Source organism: Variovorax paradoxus, assembly GCF_009498455.1.
GTDB classification, from domain to species: domain Bacteria; phylum Pseudomonadota; class Gammaproteobacteria; order Burkholderiales; family Burkholderiaceae_C; genus Variovorax; species Variovorax paradoxus_H.
On the sequence record NZ_CP045644.1, the window covers coordinates 6,018,450 to 6,036,630 of the forward strand.

The window sequence follows — 18,181 nt, forward strand, 5'->3', positions numbered from 1 at the left end:
GCTACTGCATCTGCTGCAGGTTCCCGATGCGCACCAGCATCTCGGTGAACATCTGCATGTCGGCGTCGAGGTCGGGCACTTCCTTGTATTCCTTGGCGTTGTGCGCGGTGTACTTCTTGCCGGGCATCGCGGGGCCGAAGTTGATGGCGTTGGGCATCAGCTTGGCCGTGGTGCTGCCGGCGGTGGGCACGGGCTTGGCCTCGAGGCCGGTGGTGTCGCCGAAGATGTTGAGCAGGGTCGAGAGCCACGCGCCCTTCGGGTCGCGCGCCATCCAGTTGCCCTGGTCGTAGGCCAGCTCGAGCTTCACCTGGCTGGCCGTGGCCCAGCCGTTGACCTTGGCCGCGATCTGCGCCTTCAGTTCGTCGGGCGTGCGGCCGCGCGGCATGCGCACGTTGGTGGTCACCTCGAGGCGGCCGTCGGCGCCCATGCGCACCAGCGTGGGCGACATCGTGAGCGGGCCCATGAAGTCGTCCTGGTAGCCCAGCCCCATCTTCTCGCCAAGGTAGCCGGTGCCGTAGAGCGCGTCGATGTAATGCACGGCCCGCAGGTAAGGGTTGGCCGCCAGCGGCACGCCCGACTCCTTGAGGAACAGCGCCAGGCGCGGCACGGGGTTCACGCCTTCTTCGGGCCGCGAGCCGTGGGCCGAGGTGCCCGTGACCTTCAGCTCGATGGCTTCAGCGCCGCGTGCGATGTCGATCGCGAACTTGCCGCCCTGGCCTTCGTACTTGCGCACGAAGGCGGCCTTGGCAGCTTCGAGCTTCGCGGCCACGGCCGCGAGGTCGCCGCCCTTGAGCGTGGCGGTCGCGGTCTGCGGGATCGCGTTGGCCGACGCGGCACCGCTCATCGCGGTGATGGCCGTGGCGGCAGGGTCGGTCGCTTCCGCCGGGAAGAACACCTTGAGCGCGCCCGAGCCCTTCTCGGCCACGACCGCGGGGTACTTGCTATCGAGCACGATGTTGTAGGCCGGCAGCGGCGTCTTGTTGCGGTAGTACTGCATCGCGTCGCCGCCGGTTTCCTCGGTGGTCTCGATCATCAGGCGCACGCCGCGCTCCACCGGCAGGCCGCTGTCTTTCACGGCCTTCATGGCGTAGAGCACGGCGGCGATGGAGCCCTTGTCGTCGATGGTGCCGCGCCCGTAGAGGAAGTCGCCCACGCGCGTCATGGCGAAGGGATCAAGGCGCGTGCCGTCGTCGAGCACCCATTCGGACAGCACGGCCGGCACCACGTCGGCGTGCGTGAGGATGCCGAACTCTTCGCTGCTGCGGCCCTTGAGGCTCACTTCGAAGATGCGGCCGTCGACGTTGCGGTAGCCGAGCCCGAAGTCCTTCGCCATCTTCTCGACCAGCTGGCCGAACGCGACCATCGGCGGGCTTTCGTGCGGCGGCACCTGCACGTTGCGCACCGTGGGCAGCGCCACCATCGTTCCGATGCTGGCGATCACGGCCTGCTGGTTCTGCAGCCGGTTGTACAGGCCGAGCAAGCGCGCGATGTTGACGAGGTCGTCGCCCGGCAACGCCTTGCCGCCGGTGTAGGCCGCCACGCTGGGCTGCAGCGCGGGCTGGGCCTGCACCGCCTGCGCCAGGAAGGCCTTGAAATCGGGCGCCGTGCGACCGCCCTTCCAGGCGGCGGCGAGCTGGTCGAGCGCGGGCTTTTTCAGCGTCTCGGCACCGGCCGGAACACCGACGGCGAACGCCGTGAGGGCCAGTGAAAGCGCCGACAATGAAAAACGAAACTGCTGCATCAGGGTCACTCTCTCATTCCGAAAAACATCTCCCGACGATAGCCGAGCCATGCCTCACGACGACAGCCATTCTTCGACCCAGCGATGCGCCTGGGCCCGCACTGATCCGCTGCTGGCCAGCTACCACGACGCCGAATGGGGCGTGCCCGAACGCGACAGCCGCGCGCTGTGGGAAAAGCTGATGCTCGACGGCTTCCAGGCCGGCCTGTCGTGGCTCACCATCCTGCGCAAGCGCGACGCCTTCCGCGCGGCCTTCGAGGGCTTCGTGCCCGAGACGGTGGCGCGCTTCACGCCGGCCGATGTCGAGCGCCTCATGCAGGACGCGGGCATCGTGCGCTCGCGCGCGAAGATCGAAGCGGCCATCGGCAATGCCAAGGCCTACCTGACCATGCAGGCGGCGGGCGAAGATTTCTCTGATTTCGTCTGGGGCATCGCGGGCGGTCAGCCGGTCGTCAACACCACGGGCACCGTGCCCACGCAGACGCCACTGTCCGAAGCGATGTCGAAGGCGCTGAAGCAGCGCGGCTTCAAGTTCGTCGGGCCGGTGATCGTCTATGCCTGGATGCAGGCCACGGGCATCGTCGACGACCACGCGCCCGACTGCCACTGCCACCGCAGCAACCACCGCGCCTGAAGACAGCACAGACGTGAAAAAACCGGACGGTGCTGTCGCACGGTCCGGTCTTTTCGGGTGGTGGTCTTTCTCACCGAGGCGGCTTGCGCCGCCATCGATCACAGGCCGGCTTGGCGCGTGAAGCTGCGGGCTTGCGAGGGGATCACGCTGCCAGCGAACGATTCGCGGCGCAGGTTCTGACCCGGAGCGTGGGCAGCTGCCACGGCTTCGGCGCGGACGGTGGCGCGATCCACCGACGAGGCCAGCACGGGGGCCACGTTGGCCGACACGGCGTCGCTGTATTCGTTGCCGGCACGGGCGGCGGCCACGGCTTGCGGTGCCACGTCGGCACGGCTGTAGCCGGAGGTCACGGCGTGAACGCCTTCGTAGGTCTCTGCGTGGGCGGCGCCAGCGGCGGCGAGCAGGGAGAGAGCGGCGGCGGCGAGGATGTTCGAGGTCTTCATTTCAATTCCTTCTTGTGTTCAGGCTTTGGATGTCCTGAAGTTTGCCGCAAATTCCTAGGGTAAACCCCAGTCATTCTGAATCGCAGTGTTCATGGAATTGAAACAATCACGGGGAACTTTCCGACATGCGGGGCCCACGTGAAACTTTTTCGTACAAACGCGCCGCTAGTTTGCAAACTTTTGCGCTCTTTCGTCAAGCCTCAGGGCCGGCCCCAGCTGCGCACCAGCGTGCGGATCGCGACCGAGCCGCTGCCCTTGACCTCGGCGCGGTAGCTGCCGAGCAGCGCCTCGCGCTCGGCGGCAGCCTGCGGTTCGTTGCGCCAGGCGAGCAAGGCGGCCACGTCGGCGTCGGGCAGCGCCAGCAGCAGCGCCTGCGTGATCAGCTTTTCGAACTCGCGCGCCACGGTCATCAGGTTGCGCGGACGCGGCGAGGTCACGCCGCGCGACCACAGCGAATCGAGCGCCGTGTCGAGCGTGCGATCGGGCAGCGAGCTGAACTGCGCGGCATTGCCACGCGCCAGCTGCTTGACCACCGCGCTCATGAGCAGCTGGCTGGAAAAATCGACCTCGCGCGCCTCGGCCACCGTCATGCGCGCCAGCAGTTCGACGCGCGCCGGGTCGGCCGGCCGCGCGTGCTGTTGATGGAAGAAGGTCACCTTGCCGGGCTCGTCCATCGCGGCGTAGTCGGCGCGCAGCTTGGCGAAGCGCGCCACGGCCTCCAGCACCGGAGGCGTCGGCGCAGCGGCGCCCTGCCCGGCCGCCGCCACGTCCTGACGGATCGCGGCCACCGAAGCGTTCACGTCGAAAGCGCGACCTGCTGCCACGTCGAGCGACTGCAGGGCCTTGTCGGCGATGGCGAGGTCCGGCGGCTCCAGCAGCTCGCGCGCACCGCGCGACACGGCACCGGGGCCGTAGGCGGCCTGGTAGCGCGCCTGCACGCCCTCGAACTGAAGCAGGGTTTGCGCGCGGTCCTGCGTCCACCCCGTCAAGGGGGCGAGAAGCAACGACAGCAACAAGAGGCAACGAGGCGACGACAGGCGGGAAAGCAACGACATCCCGCATTATTGGCACGCCGCGATCCGCGCCCTTCACACCTGCGCCAGCTCCTCGCGCAGCAGCTTCGCAGCCGCCACCATGTTCGACAGCGCCGCCTCGGTCTCGGGCCAGCCGCGGGTCTTGAGGCCGCAGTCGGGGTTGATCCAGAGGTTCTCGCCCGGCACCACCTGCGCGGCCTTGCGCATGAGGCGCACCATCTCGTCGACCGACGGCACGCGTGGCGAGTGAATGTCGTACACGCCGGGGCCGATCTCGTTCGGGTAGCGAAAGCCGCCCGCGTTGTTCTCCCCACCGAAGCCGCGCAGCAGCTCCATGTCCGAGCGGCTCGTTTCGATGGTGATCACGTCGGCGTCCATCGCGGCGATCTCCGGCAGGATGTCGTTGAACTCCGAATAGCACATGTGGGTGTGGATCTGCGTCTGGTCGCGCACGCCCGAGGCGCTGATGCGAAAGGCGCGTGTGGCCGCCTTCAGGTACGCCGGCCAGCCCGCGCGGCGCAGCGGCAGGCCTTCGCGGATGGCCGGCTCGTCGATCTGGATGATGCCGATGCCCGCGCCCTCGAGGTCGTTCACCTCGTCGCGGATCGCCCACGCGATCTGCTCGCAGGTGGTGGCGCGCGGCTGGTCGTCGCGCACGAAGGACCACTGCAGGATGGTCACGGGGCCGGTCAGCATGCCCTTCATCGGCAGTGGGGTGAGGCTCTGCGCATACCCAGTCCATTCGACCGTCATCGGTGCCGGGCGCGCCACGTCGCCGAAGATCACCGGCGGCTTCACGCAGCGCGAGCCGTACGACTGCACCCAGCCGTTGGCGGTGAAGGCGAAGCCGTCGAGCTGCTCGCCGAAGTACTCGACCATGTCGTTGCGCTCGGCCTCGCCATGCACCAGCACGTCGATGCCGAGTTCTTCCTGCTTGCGCACGGCGAGTGCGATCTCCGCGCGCATCTTCTCGCGGTAGCCGGCCGCATCGAGTTCGCCGCGCTTGAAGGCAGCGCGGGCCGCGCGGATATCGGCGGTCTGCGGGAACGAGCCGATGGTGGTGGTCGGTAGCGCGGGCAGTGCGAAGCGCGTGCGTTGCACCTGCTGGCGCAGCGGGAAAGCGGACACGCGGCGGTCGTCTCCCGTCACGCTGCGCGCCAGGCGCAACGCCACGTCTGCACGGTGCACGCGCGGGCTGGCGCGGCGCGCGGCCACCGCCGTACGCGCGGCCGCGAGTTCGGCGGCCACCGAGGCTTCGTTGCCATCCACAACAGCGCGCAGCACGCGCAGTTCATCGAGCTTCTCGATGGCAAAGGCGAGCCACGAGGTCAGTTCGGTGTCGAGCTTCGTCTCGGCCGCGAGGCTGAACGGCACGTGCAGCAACGAACACGACGGCGCGATCCACAGCTCGCCCTGGTGCTTCTCGGCCACGGGCTTGAGCTTGCCCAGCGCCACATCGACGTCGGTGCGCCAGATGTTGCGGCCATCGACCACGCCGACCGACAGCACCTTGTGCGCCGGCAGCCAGTCGGCCACGCCGGTCAGCTCCTGCGGCGCGCGCACGGCATCGACGTGCAGGCCCGCCACCGGCAGCTGGCAAGCCAGGCGCAGGTTCTCGGACAGCGGCGAGAAGTACGTGGCCAGCATCAGCTTGGGCGCGCTGCGGGCCAGTTGCCAGTAGGCACGCTCGAAGGCGTTGCGCCAGGCCTCGGGCAGGTCGAGGCCGAGGATGGGCTCGTCGATCTGGACCCATTCCACGCCCTGCTGTTTCAGGCGGTTCAGCACCTGCTCGTACACGGGCAGCAGCGCGTCGAGCAGCGAGAAGCGGTCAAAGCCGGCGGTCTTCTCCTTGCCCAGGTACAGGAAGCTCAGCGGCCCGAGCAGCACGGCCTTGACCGCATGGCCGGCGTGCTGCGCCTGCGCCACCTCGTCGAACAGGCGCGTCGATGCGAGCTTGAACTGCGTGTCGGCCTTGAACTCGGGCACGAGGTAGTGGTAGTTGGTGTCGAACCACTTGGTCATCTCGAGCGCGAAGGTGCCTTCGGCGCCGTGGGTGCAGCTGTCGTCGTGCACGTGGCCGGCTTCGTCTTCCACGCCGCGCGCCATCTTGAAGTAGCGCGACAGCTCGGGCTCGTCGCCGCTGAAGTCGAAGCGCGCCGGCTCGCAGCCGAGCAGCTGGATGTGGTTGGCCACGTGGTCGTAGAAGGCGAAGTCGCCCACCGTCACGAAGTCGAGCCCCGCATCGCGCTGCGCCTGCCAGTGGCGCGCGCGCAAGGTGTCGCCGACGGCTTCGAGCGCGGCATGGTCGGTCTCGCCGCGCCAGTGCTTCTCGAGGGCGAACTTGAGTTCCCGGTGGGCGCCCATGCGCGGAAAGCCGAGGATGTGGGTACGGGTGGTCATGCAGGTGGTCCGGTCGCTGATCTTGGAAACCGGTGATGGTCGGCGTTTGGTGCCTATGATTCAAACGAAACCTTTTGCCCATTCGCTTGAATAATTTTCATGATGCAGTCCATCCTCGAAATCCGCCACCTGCGCACGCTGGCCGCGCTGCGCGACACCGGCAGCCTGGTGCGTGCGGCGCAGCTGCTCAACCTCACGCAGTCGGCGCTGTCGCACCAGATCAAGCTGCTCGAGGACCGCTACGGCGCCCAGCTGTTCGAGCGCAAGTCGGTGCCGCCGCAGTTCAGCACCACCGGTCTGCGGCTATTGCAGCTGGCCGACACTGCGCTGCCGCTCATCGAAGAGGCCGAGCGCGACGTGGCGCGCCTCGCGCTGGGGCGCAGCGGGCAGTTGCGCATCGTGGTCGAGTGCCACACCTGCTTCGACTGGCTGATGCCCGCGATGGACGCCTTTCGCCAGCGCTGGCCCGAGATCGAACTCGACATCGTCTCGGGCTTCCACCCCGACCCGATCGCGCTCGTGATGCAGAACCGCGCCGAGGTGGCGATCGTCTCCGAGGAAGACCCCGATGAAACCGTCGACTATCACGCACTCTTCCGCTTCGAGATCGTCGCGCTGCTGGCGAACGACCACGCGCTGACGGCCAAGCCGCACCTCACGGCCCGCCACTTTGCCGACCAGACGCTCATCACCTACCCCGTGCCCGACGAGATGCTCGACATCGTGCGCCAGGTGCTGGCGCCCGCCGGCGTCGAGCCCGCGCACCGGCGCACGACCGAGCTCACGGTGGCGATGCTGCAGCTGGTGGCGAGCGGGCGCGGCGTGGCAACGTTGCCGCTGTGGGCGGTGCAGAACTACCTCGACCGCGGCTACGTCACGGCGCGCCGCGTGGGCGCCAGGGGCCTCACGGGGCGGCTCTACATGGCCTGCGCGCAGGCGACCTCGGCGCGGCCCTGGCTGGACGACTTCGTGCGCGTCACGCGCGAGACATGCTTCAAGAGCCTGCCGGGGATCGAATTGCTGTGAACCCGGGCGGAGGATCACGTCCGAATCCGGCCAGTGCAGGCTGGTGCACGGCCTGAAGATCGACCACCACCACGGATCGCCCCATGACCTCTCCGAAGACGCTCGACACCCCTGCCATTCCGCGCCCCCGCTTCTTCCACGGCTGGCTCGTGGTCGCCGGCGCCTTCGCCGTGATGTTCGTGGGCTTCGGCTGCGCCTACACCTTCAGCGCGTTCCTCGATGCGCTGCAGCGCGACTTCGGCGCCTCGCGCGGCGAGGTCTCGCTGGTGTTCTCCCTCGCGGGCTTTCTCTACTTCGGGCTCGGCGTGTTCAGCGGCCCGCTTGCCGACCGCTGGGGCGCGCGGCGGCTGGCGGTCGCGGGCATGGTGCTGGTCGGCCTCGGGCTGGCGCTCGCGAGCCAGGCGCGCAGCCTGACGCAGATCTTCTGGGCGTACGGGCTCGGTGTCGGCCTCGGCGTGGGCGCCTCGTACGTTCCGGTGCTGGGCGCGGTGCAGCGCTGGTTCGTGCGCCAGCGCGGCTTCGCCTCGGGGCTCGCCGTGAGCGGCATCGGCGTGGGCACGCTGGCGATGCCGCCGCTGGCCTCGTGGCTCATCGACACGCTGGGCTGGCGCGATGCCTACCTGGCGCTCGGTGTGCTCGCGGCCGTGGTCGGCGTGGGCCTGGCGCTGCTGGTCGAGAACGACCCGCGCGCACGCGGCCTCGGCCCTGATGGCGATCCGCCGAAGGCGCAAGCCTCCACCGCGTTGCCACCGGGCGCTTCGGTGCGCGAGGCCATCGGCTCGGGCCGTTTCGCCGGGCTGTACGCGGCCTGCCTCATCAGCTCGTTCGGCTTGTTCGTGCCCTTCGTGCACCTGGTGCCCTACGCGCTCGACCACGGCGTGGCCGCGTCGTCGGCGGTGCTGCTGCTCGGTGCGATCGGCGTCGGCAGCACGGCGGGCCGTTTCTTCCTGGGCGGGCTCGCCGACCGCATGGGCCGGCACTACGCGCTGCCGCTGATGTCGGCGGGCATGGCGCTGTCGCTGATGGTGTGGGCCGTGTCGGGCGGGTTCTGGGGGCTGGCCCTGTTCGCCTTCGCCTACGGCGTGTTCTACGGCGGCTTCGTGGCGCTGCTGCCCGCGCTGGTGATGGACTGGTTCGGCGGACGCCACATCGGCGCGATCATCGGCATCCTGTACACCAGCGTGGCGATCGGCACGCTGATCGGGCCGAGCGCCGCGGGCTTCGCCCTCGACCTCACACGCAGCTACCTGCTGCCGATCCTCGTGGCGATCGGCGCCAACCTCGTGGCGGCCAGCCTGCTGCTCGCGATGGCGCGACGCGGCCGGCGCGCCGCTCAGCCGGCTTTCTGAACCAGCTTCAGCACGCTCGAGAAATCGAGCGCGCCGTGGCCCGCGAGGCTGTGCGCCGCATACAGGCTGCGCGCCAGGCCGCCCAACGGCGTGGACGCACGCACCGCGCTCGCGTTTTCCTGGGCCAGACCCAGGTCCTTGAGCATCAGGTCGGTGCCGAAACCGCCGGCGTAGTTCTTCGAGGCGGGCGACGTTTCCATCACGCCCGGCATCGGGTTGTACTTCTCGAGCGCCCAGTTGCCACCCGAGCTGCGGCGCATGATTTCCGACAGCACCTTCGGGTCGAGCCCGTTGGCCACGCCCAGTGCGAGCGCTTCCGAGGTGCCGATCATCAAAATGCCGAGCAGCATGTTGTTGCAGATCTTGGCGGTCTGGCCCGCACCGGCTGCGCCGGCGTGGAAGATGTTGGCGCCCATCTTCTCGAGCACCGGGCGCGCGCGTTCCAGGTCTGCCGTTTCGCCACCGACCATGAAGGTCAGCGTGCCGGCAATGGCGCCGCCGGTGCCGCCCGACACGGGCGCGTCGATCATCGCGATGCCCTTGGCAGCGGCGGCCTCGGCCACCTTGCGCGAGGTGGCGGCGGCGATGGTGCTGCTGTCGATCACGAGCGTGCCGGCCTGGATGCTGTCGAGCAGACCAGGCTTGCCGGCGCCGCCGAGGAACAGGCCCTCGACGTGCGCGCTGGCGGGCAGCATGCTGATGACGACTTCCGCGCCGGCCACCGTCTCGGCGGCCGACTTGGCGATCGGCAGGCCTTCGGCGCCGAACTTCTTGCAGGCGTCGGCCGAGAGGTCGAAGGCGCTGAGCGTGTGGCCGGCCTTGTGCAGGTTCAGGGCCATCGGGCCGCCCATGTTGCCCAGGCCGATGAATGCGATCTTCATGTGTCTTGTCTCCGTTGTTCTGTGCAGGGAATAGGTCGGGTCAGACCAGCGACGCCAGCTCGGCCGGCATCTCGCCGCGCGGGCGCAGGTGGTCTTCGACGAAAGCAGGCGTGATCTCTTCGAGCGTGGCCGGGCTCCAGCGCGGGTTGCGGTCCTTGTCGACCAGCACGGCGCGGATGCCTTCGGCGAAATCCTTGTTCGCGCAGAAGCCCAGCGAAGCCCAGTATTCGAGGCGGAATACCTCGGCCAGCGACATGCGCGGCACGCGCTGCCAGAGCTCGAAGCTCAGCGCGATGGAGCTCGGTGCGCCCTTGGTGAAAGTCTTCGATGCGGTCTGCAGCCACGCGTCGTCGCTCTGCACGTCGCGCAGGCGCCTGGCAATGTCGAGCAGGTCGTCGCCGGCCATCAGCGCGTTGATGGTGTCGTAGTGCTCGCGCACCTTCGACGCGGGCATTTCGGTGCCCTCGCCCGCCTTGGCAAGGATGCGCGACAGCGTGGCGCGGTCGGCCCGGGCATCGCCGCCGGCCCATTGTGTGGACGCGATGGCCGCGAGCACGTCGGCCTTGCGCTCCTGCGGCACCAGCACGTCGGCCAGGCCGCAGAAGATGGTGTCGTGCGCGTTGATGTTCGCGGCCGTGAGCGCCAGGAACAGGCCCGTGCGGCCCGGCGTGCGGCGCAGGAACCAGCTGCCGCCCACGTCGGGGTACAGGCCGATGTTGATCTCGGGCATGGCGATGCGGCTTTGCAGCGTCATCACGCGGTGCGAGGCGCCCGCCAGCAGGCCCACGCCGCCACCCATCACGATGCCGTGGCCCCAGCACAGGAAGGGCTTGGGGAAGGTGTGGATCAGGTGGTCGAGCTCGTACTCTTCGCGGAAGAAATCTTCGGCGTAGGTGTTGCGCTCGGGGCCGCAGTCGAGCAGCGTTTGATACAGCTGGCGCAGGTCACCACCGGCGCAGAAGGCTTTCTCGCCCGCCGCATCGAGCAGCACGCCGATGATGCCGGCGTCGGCGGCCCACTCGCGCAGCTTGGGCGTGAGCAGGCGCACCATGTCCACGGACAGCGCGTTGAGCGAAGCCGGCGCATTGAGCGTGGCCACGGCAAAACGCTGGCCGCCGGCGGTCTTGATTTCGTTGAAGAGAACTACGTTGTCGGTCATGTCATTCACGGAAAAGAAAACCCCAAAGGATACGTGCGCGGAATACCGCGGAACCGGCTTTGCCGGGCCGCTGGTATTGCCCCCTGCAAGGGGGTTGGAGGCCACACGAAGTGGGCAAGCCTGGGGGTGTGCCTTGTCTATCGGATGTCGCTGTCGCCTTCCAGCAATTTTCGCGCAACGATGACGCGCATGATTTCGTTGGTGCCTTCCAGAATCTGGTGCACGCGCGTGTCGCGCACCAGACGCTCGAGCGGGAACTCGCTCAGGTAGCCGTAGCCGCCGTGCAGTTGCAGCGCGTCGTTGCAGACATTGAAGCCCGCATCGGTCGCAAAGCGCTTGGCCATCGCGCAATAGGTGCTCGCGTCCACATGGCCCGCGTCGAGCTTGCTGGCGGCCAGCCGCACCATCTGCCGCGCGGCGACCAGCTCGGTCGCCATGTCGGCCAGCTTGAACTGCAACGCCTGGAAGCTCGCGATCGGCTTGCCGAACTGCTGGCGCTCGTGCAGGTAGCGGCGCGCCGCGTCGAGCGCGCCCTGCGCCGCGCCCACCGAGCAGGTCGCGATGTTGATGCGCCCGCCGTCCAGGCCCTTCATGGCGATGCGAAAGCCCTCGCCTTCCTTGCCCAGCAGGTTTTGCGCGGGCACGCGCACGTTGTCGAAGTTGATGGTGCGCGTGGGCTGGCTGTTCCAACCCATCTTGTGCTCCTTCTTGCCGTAGCTCACGCCCGGGGCGTCGGCCGGCACCGCGAAGGCCGAGATGCCGCTCGCGCCCGCGCCGCCCGTGCGCGCCATGAGCACCAGCACGTCGGTCGAGCCGGCGCCGGAGATGAACGCCTTGTTGCCGTGGATGACGTATTCCGTCCCTTGCAATTCAGCCCGCGTCTTGAGCGAGCCCGCGTCGGAGCCCGCGCCCGGTTCGGTCAGGCAGTACGACGCCAGCTTGCGCCCGCTCGTGAGGTCTTCGCCCCACTGCTGCGCCACCGCGTCGGTGGCCCAGGTGCCGAGCATCCACGTCGCCATGTTGTGGATCGTGATGAAGGCCGTGGTCGAGGGATCGACCGCGGCCATTTCCTCGAACACCAGCGCCGAGTCGAGCCGCGGCAGGCCGAGGCCGCCGATGCGCTCGGGCGCATACAGGCCGCAGAAGCCCAGTTCGCCCGCCTTGGCGATGGCTTCCTTCGGAAAGATGGCTTCCGCGTCCCACTGCGCGGCGTGCGGCGCGAACTCGGCCTGCGCGAAATCGCGCGCGGTCTGCGCAAAGGCGTTCTGTTCTTCGGACAGTTCGAAATTCATTGGGAGCGACCCTTCCAGAGATCGAGCTTGGCGGTGCGTTTGCGGGTCGATTGTTCGAGGCAGCCGTAGAACTCCAGCGGCCAGATCGAACCGCCTTCGCTGTCCTTGGCGGCGGTCTTGCACCCCGGATCGCGGCCCTTGAGCCAGGCGCGCTGTTCGGTGCGCAAGGCGGTGCGCTGCTGCGGCGACAGCGATTTCATCACCTCGCCGTAGCGGATGTTGAGCGCCGCGTCGGCGGCGCGAAAGTCGCGCACCGCGCAGGCGTTCATCTGCTGCTGGTTGCCGTCGGGCTTGCAGTCCAGCGGACTCGCTTCATCGGCCGCCTGCGCGCCAAAGGCGAGCAGCAGCACGGCCGATGCCGCGACAGCGCGGAACGCGCACCTCACGCACTTCACTTGAGGCTGATCGTCGTGTTGACGCCCTGGCTCACGGTGCTGTCGTCGAACCAGCGCGCCGTCACGGTCTTGGTCTGCGTGTAGAACATGATGACCTGCTTGCCGTACGGGCCCAGGTCGCCGAGCTTCGAGGCGCGCGAACCGGTGAACGAGAACATCGGAACCGGCACCGGAATCGGCACGTTGATGCCGACCTGGCCCACGTCGATGTCTTCCTGGAAGCGGCGCGCCGCGGCACCCGACTGCGTGAAGATCGCCGTGCCGTTGCCGTTCGGGTTGCTGTTGATCAGCTCGATGGCTTCGTCGATGGTTTCGGCGTCGGCAATGCACAGCACGGGGCCGAACACTTCCTGGTCATAGATCGTCATGCCGGGCTTCACGCCGGTGAAGATCGTCGGGCCGACAAAGTTGCCCTTCTCGTAGCCGGGCACAGTGGGCTTGCGGCCATCGAGCACCAGTTTGGCGCCGTCGGCTTCGCCGCGTTCGATGAGGCTGTTCACGCGGTCGTACGCTGCGCACGACACCAGTGGGCCCACGTCCACGCCCTTTTCAGTGCCCGCGCCGATCTTCAGCGTCTTGGCCTTCTCGATGAGTTCAGGCACCCAGTTGCGCGCCTCGCCCACCAGCACCGCGACCGACACGGCCATGCAGCGCTGGCCTGCCGCGCCGAAGCTCGCGCCGGCCAGTGCGTTGAGCGTCTGCTCCTTGTTGGCGTCGGGCATCACGATGGCGTGGTTCTTCGCGCCCATCATGCATTGCGCGCGCTTGCCGGCCAGCGTGGCGCGGTTGTAGACGTGCGTGCCGACCTTGGTCGAGCCCACGAAGCTGATCGCCTTGATGTCGGCGTGGTCGCAGATGCCGTTGACGATGGCTTCACCGCCATGAATCACGTTCAGCACGCCCGGCGGCACGCCGGCTTCGAGCGCCAGTTCGCACAGGCGCATCGTGACCATCGGGTCTTGTTCGGAGGGCTTGAGCACGAAGGTGTTGCCGGTGACGATGGCCATCGGGAACATCCACAGCGGGATCATGGCGGGGAAGTTGAACGGCGTGATGCCGGCGCACACGCCCAGCGGCTGCAGCAGCGTGTAGGTGTCGACGCCGTTGGCCACGTTGTTGGCCAGCTCGCCCAGTTGCAGGTTGCCGATGTTCGAGGCGTGCTCGACCACTTCGAGGCCGCGGAACACGTCGCCTTCGGCGTCCGGCAGCGTCTTGCCCTGCTCTGCCGTGAGGATCGCGGCCAGCTCGTCCATGTTCTCGCGGATGAGCTGCTGCAGCTTCAGGAAGATGCGTGCGCGGGCGCCCAGCGGCGTCTTGCGCCAGGTCTTGAAGGCTTCCTTGGCGGAGGCCACGGCGGCGTCGAGTTCAGCTTGCGTCGCGAACGGCACGCGGGCCAGCACCTGCTGCGTGGCCGGGTTGACGACGTCGCGCCATTCGGTGGTCTTCGATTCGACGAACTTGCCGCCGATCAGCAGCTTGACGGTGGCGACTTGCGTCGAGGGGGTGGTGGTGGCGTCCATGGGGTTTGTCTCCTGTGATCCTGTGAAATTCGGTACCGGATTGAGCCGGTGCAGCCCGCATCCTAGCTTTGCAGATTTGCCATGACAATAGACAAATATGCGTCATCGCTTTGCAAAAATGCAAAGCACCGCATCCCACCGCACACAAGGCCGGACGCACATGGACTGGGACAACCTGCGCTACTTTCTCGAACTCGCCCGCTCGGGCACGCTGATGAGTGCGGCGCGCCGGCTGGAGGTCGACCACACCACCGTCGCGCGGCGCATCCAGGCGCTCGAAAAAGAGGTGGGCGCGCCCCTGTTTTCGCGCGAGTCCGGCGGCCACCGGCTCACCGAGGCGGGCCGCCGGCTGCAGCCACAGGTCGAGGCGATGGAGAGCGCCTTCCAGGCCGTGGAGAGCACCGCGCCGGCGTCGCAAGAGGGCCTGTCGGGGCTGGTGCGCATCGGCGCCACCGAGGGCTTCGGCACCGTGGTGCTGGCGCCGCAGCTCGCGCTGTTTGCGGTGCAGCACCCGAAGCTCACCATCGACCTGCTCGCGATGCCGAGGCTGGTGCACCTGTCGCGGCGCGAGGCCGACATCGTCATCTCACTCGAACGGCCGGCGCGCGGGCCGGTGGTGGTGACCAAGCTCACCGACTACACGCTGCGGCTCTACGCCTCCAAACAGTACCTGGCCGCGCACAAGCCCATCAAGACCCGCGAAGACCTGCGCGGCCACACCTTCATCAGCTACGTGGACGACCTGCTGTTCAGCAAGGAACTGCAGTATCTCGATGAGCTGCATCGCCCCGACAGCTTTGCGCTGCGCAGCACCAGCGTGCTGGCGCAGCACCGGGCGGTGGCGGCGGGTGCGGGGATTGCGGTGTTGCCGGCGTTCATTGCGCAGGACGACCGCGCGCTCAAGCCGGTGCTGCCGGACGCGGCGAACTTCACGCGGACCTTCTGGATGTCGATGCCTGCGGAGACCAAGCACCTGGCGCGCATGCAGACCGTGTGGGAATTTCTGCGTGCGACGGCTGCGGCGCAACAGCAGGTGCTCTTGCCCACGAGCACGGCGAACACCCAGTGACCGGTTCGCGCGCTCAGGAAAACAGGCGCTTCAGAAATCCAGGTTTGGCCGCTGGTGATGCAGCCTTTTCCAGCAGCTCGATCAGCCCGTCCACACGCGGCTTCTTGAGCCGGCGCGCGTAGTCGATGTAGCTCTCTTCCGTGTCCATGCGATAGAACTGCGGCGGCATCGGCAGCGGGCCTTCCACCGCCGCCAGCAACACGCGCAATGCGTCGAGCTGGTTCATGCGGATGGCGCTCATGATGGCGGTCTCGCCGAGCGAGGGGATGATCTCGTTGGACTGCGCGAGCCCGCCGTCGAGCAGGGGCTGGATCGCCGCCGCATCACCTGCGACTGCGGCCGCGCCCAGTGCCTCGAGCGCCGCCAGCTTCTCGGGCGAAAGGCTGGCCAGGTAGGCGTCGCTGCGCTTGTCGTCCTCGTCGCGCGCGTCGCCGCCCTGCATGACCATGAAGTCGGTCACGAGCGCCACGGGTTCGCCTGCGGCGTCGAGCGCCCAGAAGCTCGGATAGCTGCCGTCGCCCCAGCCCGCGCTGAAGATCAGCACGTTGTTCGCGCTGCCCGCGCCCAGCGGGTAGTGGTCGGCGATGTCGGCCGAGGCGAGGTCGGCGCCGAGCACGTCGTCGTAGTAGCTCACGTACTCGGGGTTGGTGGCGGACTCGCGCGCCTCGCGCTCAGCCATGGCCTTGGCGCCGTCGGCGTCCATGAAGCAGCCGACGCCGGCATCGACCGGGTAGCCGTAGAACTCGTCGCTGCCGAGTTCGTCCTGCGATTGCCCTTCGAGCAGCGCCGCCTCCCAGTGCAGGTCGCTTGCCTGCAGGCTGCCGCGCTCACGCAGCCACAGCACGGCCAACGCATGGCGGCCGCCGCCCTGCAGCACCTCGACGGGGAACGCGCCCCGCCCGCTCACGCTGCGAACGAAGGGCTCGCGCTCGGGCTGTACCAGCGGATCGCAGGCCACGATGCGGCCGCTCGTGAGGTGCAAAGCGCCGCAAGGCTGGCGCTGCAGATGCCGTGCGCGCAGCGCCTCGTCGTCAAGAAAAATACTCTGGAGGTTGTCGATGTCTAGGTAGGCCATGCGCCCAGTTTCTCATTCCCCGGCAGCGGCGGGCCACACGGGCGGATGGCTGCCCGGCGGCATCGAAGGCCGCGGCCAGGCGGCCGGCGTGCGCGACAGCTGCGCGCTGTGGCGCACCGCCGTCAGTTCGCCGAAGCCTGAGGCCGTCGTCTCGACATAGGGCTCGACACCGGCTCGCGCGATCGACAGCCCGCCGTCCACGCGCCCCAGCCCGCGCAGCCACTGCCCCGTCTGCGCCAGCGACACCTGCACATGCCAGCTGCCGCCCTCCTGCTGCTGCCGCCACAGCGCCGCGGCGGCGCCGAGGGCGATCAGGTAGCCGCTGGCCTCATCGAGGATCTGCATCGGCATCGGGCGCGGCTTGCCGTCGCCCGCCGCTTCGCCTTCGGCGTGGTTGAAGCCCATGGCGGTCTGCACCAGCGAATCGAAGCCGCGCCGATCGGCCCACGGCCCTTGCGTGCCATAGGCCGTGAGCGACACACAGACGATGCCCGGCCGCTCGCGCGCCAGCGCCTCGGGGCCGAAGCCCAGCGCCGCGATGCCGCCGGGGCGGTAGCCCTGCACGAAGACGTGTGCATCGGCGACGAGGCCGTGCAGCACGGCGCGACCCTCGTCAGTGCACAGGTCGACATGCGTCGAGAGCTTGCCGCGGCTGGTGTCGGCGATGCATTCGATGTTCGGCAGGTTCGGCGAATTGACCAGCATCACGTCGGCGCCATAGGCCGCCAGCGCCCGGCAGCCGACCGGCCCCGCGAGGATGCGCGTGAGGTCGAGCACGCGCAGGCCTTCGAGCGGGCGCTGGTCGCCCTGCAACGGCGGCAGCGCGCGCGACGGTGCATCGCCGATGCGCTCGATGGTGAAGAGCGGCTGGGCCGCGACCGCCTGCCCCTGCGGCGTGGCGTCCCATTCATCGAAGCGGCGCAGCGCGGTGGCCACGAGGCCTTGCGCGGCGGCGGCCGATTCGAAATCGACCGCACGCCAGCCGGCCATTGCGGCCTCGGCATCGGCACGCGTGGCGCTGGCCGGGTCAAGCTGCATCAGGCGCAGCGCGCCTTCGCGGTGGTGCTTGAAGTTGGCGTGGATGCGCACCCAGCCGTCGGCGCAGCGGTACATGCCCGAGAAGGTGTCCCACAGCTCGGGTACGCGGCCGTCGATGCTGAACCAGCCCGTGCAGTCGAGCGCGGCATGCAGCGTGTCGACCGCCACCTCTTGCCGCGCCACGCCGCGCCGGTGCCCCAGTTCGCAGGCGGCGAGCGCGGCCGCAGCAATGCTGGCCTGCGCCGCGAGGCCGACCGCGAAGGACGATGGCAGCACCGGGTCGGCGCCCGTGAGCCGCGCGAAGGCCAACGCCTCGGCGGGCAGCCCCGCCAGTTGCCAGAGACCCGCCAGGACTTCTTCACTCGTTGCCATGCGTCAACCCTTCAGGGACAAGAAGAAATGAACAGGAAATGAAAAAGGCAGGGTCCGCTTGCGCGGCCCTGCCCTTGTTGTGTGTCGTTGCGTTCGCGACCTTGTGCGGATGGCTTACTGGATCAGCTTCGCACCGGTCTTGGCCTGCAGCGCGTCGAAGCTCACGCCCGGCGCGAGTTCGATCACCTTGAGGCCTTCGGGCACGACGTCCATCACGGCCAGGTCGGTGATGATGCGGTCGACCACGCCCACACCGGTCAGCGGCAGCGAGCACTGCTCGAGGATCTTCAGGTCTTCGGTGCCGTCCTTCTTCTTGGCCACGTGTTCCATCAGCACGATCACGCGCTTCACGCCGGCCACGAGGTCCATGGCGCCGCCCATGCCCTTGACCATCTTGCCGGGGATCATCCAGTTGGCAAGGTCGCCCTTGGCGCTGACCTGCATCGCACCGAGGATCGACAGGTTGATCTTGCCGCCGCGGATCATCGCGAAGCTGTCATGGCTGCCGAAGATGGCCGAGCCAGGCAGCGTGGTCACGGTCTGCTTGCCGGCGTTGATGAGGTCGGCGTCGACGTTGTCTTCGGTCGGGAACGGGCCGATGCCGAGCATGCCGTTTTCGCTCTGCAGCCACACTTCCTTGGTGCCGGTGTGGTTGGCCACCAGGGTCGGAATGCCGATGCCGAGGTTGACGTAGAAGCCGTCTTCGAGTTCTTGCGCGGCACGGGCCGCCATCTGGTCTTGGGTCCAGGGCAT

Annotated in this window: 16 protein-coding genes; 4 read left to right on the forward strand and 12 right to left on the reverse strand. The window is 68.3% G+C overall.

Annotated features, from left to right (window positions below):
* Nucleotide 1: 1 nt before the first annotated feature.
* Entirely contained in the window at nucleotides 2-1,741 is a 1,740-nt protein-coding gene (locus GFK26_RS27780; protein WP_153284796.1) for a dipeptidase, read from the reverse strand.
* A 49-nt stretch (nucleotides 1,742-1,790) separates the two neighbouring features.
* Between GFK26_RS27780 and GFK26_RS27785 the strand changes: the two genes are divergently transcribed.
* The gene (locus GFK26_RS27785) at nucleotides 1,791-2,375 is read left to right on the forward strand and encodes a DNA-3-methyladenine glycosylase I (RefSeq protein WP_153284797.1); all 585 of its coding nucleotides are present in this window, start codon (nucleotides 1,791-1,793) and stop codon (nucleotides 2,373-2,375) included.
* A gap of 98 nt (nucleotides 2,376-2,473) precedes the next feature.
* Here GFK26_RS27785 and GFK26_RS27790 read toward each other — a convergent pair whose 3' ends face one another.
* The 3 genes from GFK26_RS27790 to metE form a co-directional block, all read right to left on the reverse strand.
* Nucleotides 2,474-2,818, reverse strand: coding sequence for an alpha/beta hydrolase (locus GFK26_RS27790; RefSeq protein ID WP_153284798.1), 345 nt, complete (start codon nucleotides 2,816-2,818; stop codon nucleotides 2,474-2,476).
* Nucleotides 2,819-3,018: 200 nt separating this feature from the next.
* A complete protein-coding gene (locus tag GFK26_RS27795; RefSeq protein WP_228121799.1) occupies nucleotides 3,019-3,807 on the reverse strand; it encodes a hypothetical protein in 789 nt (262 codons plus the stop codon).
* 99 nt (nucleotides 3,808-3,906) lie between these two features.
* Nucleotides 3,907-6,252: a 5-methyltetrahydropteroyltriglutamate--homocysteine S-methyltransferase gene (gene metE / locus GFK26_RS27800; RefSeq protein WP_153284800.1), complete on the reverse strand. Its 2,346-nt coding sequence runs from the start codon at nucleotides 6,250-6,252 to the stop codon at nucleotides 3,907-3,909.
* 99 nt (nucleotides 6,253-6,351) lie between these two features.
* Between metE and GFK26_RS27805 the strand changes: the two genes are divergently transcribed.
* Together GFK26_RS27805 and GFK26_RS27810 are read left to right on the forward strand one after the other, a co-directional pair.
* Entirely contained in the window at nucleotides 6,352-7,278 is a 927-nt protein-coding gene (locus GFK26_RS27805; RefSeq protein ID WP_153284801.1) for a LysR family transcriptional regulator, read from the forward strand.
* Between the two features lie 83 nt (nucleotides 7,279-7,361).
* Nucleotides 7,362-8,627 carry an MFS transporter gene (locus GFK26_RS27810; RefSeq protein WP_153284802.1) on the forward strand — a complete coding sequence of 422 codons (1,266 nt, stop codon included), beginning with the start codon at nucleotides 7,362-7,364 and terminating at the stop codon, nucleotides 8,625-8,627.
* On the opposite strand, the gene mmsB is transcribed toward GFK26_RS27810, so the two are convergent.
* From mmsB to GFK26_RS27835, 5 genes are all read right to left on the reverse strand, one after another.
* Entirely contained in the window at nucleotides 8,612-9,508 is an 897-nt protein-coding gene (mmsB, locus tag GFK26_RS27815; protein WP_153284803.1) for a 3-hydroxyisobutyrate dehydrogenase, read from the reverse strand. The two genes, GFK26_RS27810 and mmsB, sit on opposite strands and share 16 nt — an antisense overlap.
* Before the next feature lie 40 nt (nucleotides 9,509-9,548).
* Nucleotides 9,549-10,667, reverse strand: a complete 1,119-nt coding sequence (locus GFK26_RS27820) for an enoyl-CoA hydratase/isomerase family protein (protein ID WP_153284804.1) — start codon at nucleotides 10,665-10,667, stop codon at nucleotides 9,549-9,551.
* Nucleotides 10,668-10,804: 137 nt separating this feature from the next.
* On the reverse strand, nucleotides 10,805-11,959 hold the full coding sequence (locus tag GFK26_RS27825; RefSeq protein ID WP_153284805.1) for an acyl-CoA dehydrogenase family protein: 1,155 nt from the start codon (nucleotides 11,957-11,959) through the stop codon (nucleotides 10,805-10,807).
* A complete protein-coding gene (locus tag GFK26_RS27830; RefSeq protein WP_228121800.1) occupies nucleotides 11,956-12,309 on the reverse strand; it encodes a lysozyme inhibitor LprI family protein in 354 nt (117 codons plus the stop codon). The genes GFK26_RS27825 and GFK26_RS27830 overlap by 4 nt, the downstream gene beginning before the upstream one ends.
* 41 nt (nucleotides 12,310-12,350) lie before the next feature.
* Nucleotides 12,351-13,874 carry a CoA-acylating methylmalonate-semialdehyde dehydrogenase gene (locus tag GFK26_RS27835; RefSeq protein ID WP_153284807.1) on the reverse strand — a complete coding sequence of 508 codons (1,524 nt, stop codon included), beginning with the start codon at nucleotides 13,872-13,874 and terminating at the stop codon, nucleotides 12,351-12,353.
* Nucleotides 13,875-14,034: 160 nt separating this feature from the next.
* On the opposite strand from GFK26_RS27835, the gene GFK26_RS27840 reads away from it, so the two are divergent.
* Nucleotides 14,035-14,943: a LysR family transcriptional regulator gene (locus GFK26_RS27840; RefSeq protein ID WP_153284808.1), complete on the forward strand. Its 909-nt coding sequence runs from the start codon at nucleotides 14,035-14,037 to the stop codon at nucleotides 14,941-14,943.
* 13 nt (nucleotides 14,944-14,956) lie between these two features.
* On the opposite strand, the gene GFK26_RS27845 is transcribed toward GFK26_RS27840, so the two are convergent.
* From GFK26_RS27845 to GFK26_RS27855, 3 genes are all read right to left on the reverse strand, one after another.
* Nucleotides 14,957-16,018 carry a DUF4241 domain-containing protein gene (locus tag GFK26_RS27845; protein ID WP_153284809.1) on the reverse strand — a complete coding sequence of 354 codons (1,062 nt, stop codon included), beginning with the start codon at nucleotides 16,016-16,018 and terminating at the stop codon, nucleotides 14,957-14,959.
* 12 nt (nucleotides 16,019-16,030) lie between these two features.
* Nucleotides 16,031-17,428: a CoA transferase gene (locus GFK26_RS27850; RefSeq protein WP_153284810.1), complete on the reverse strand. Its 1,398-nt coding sequence runs from the start codon at nucleotides 17,426-17,428 to the stop codon at nucleotides 16,031-16,033.
* Between the two features lie 114 nt (nucleotides 17,429-17,542).
* A complete protein-coding gene (locus tag GFK26_RS27855) occupies nucleotides 17,543-18,181 on the reverse strand; it encodes a 3-oxoacid CoA-transferase subunit B (protein WP_056573812.1) in 639 nt (212 codons plus the stop codon).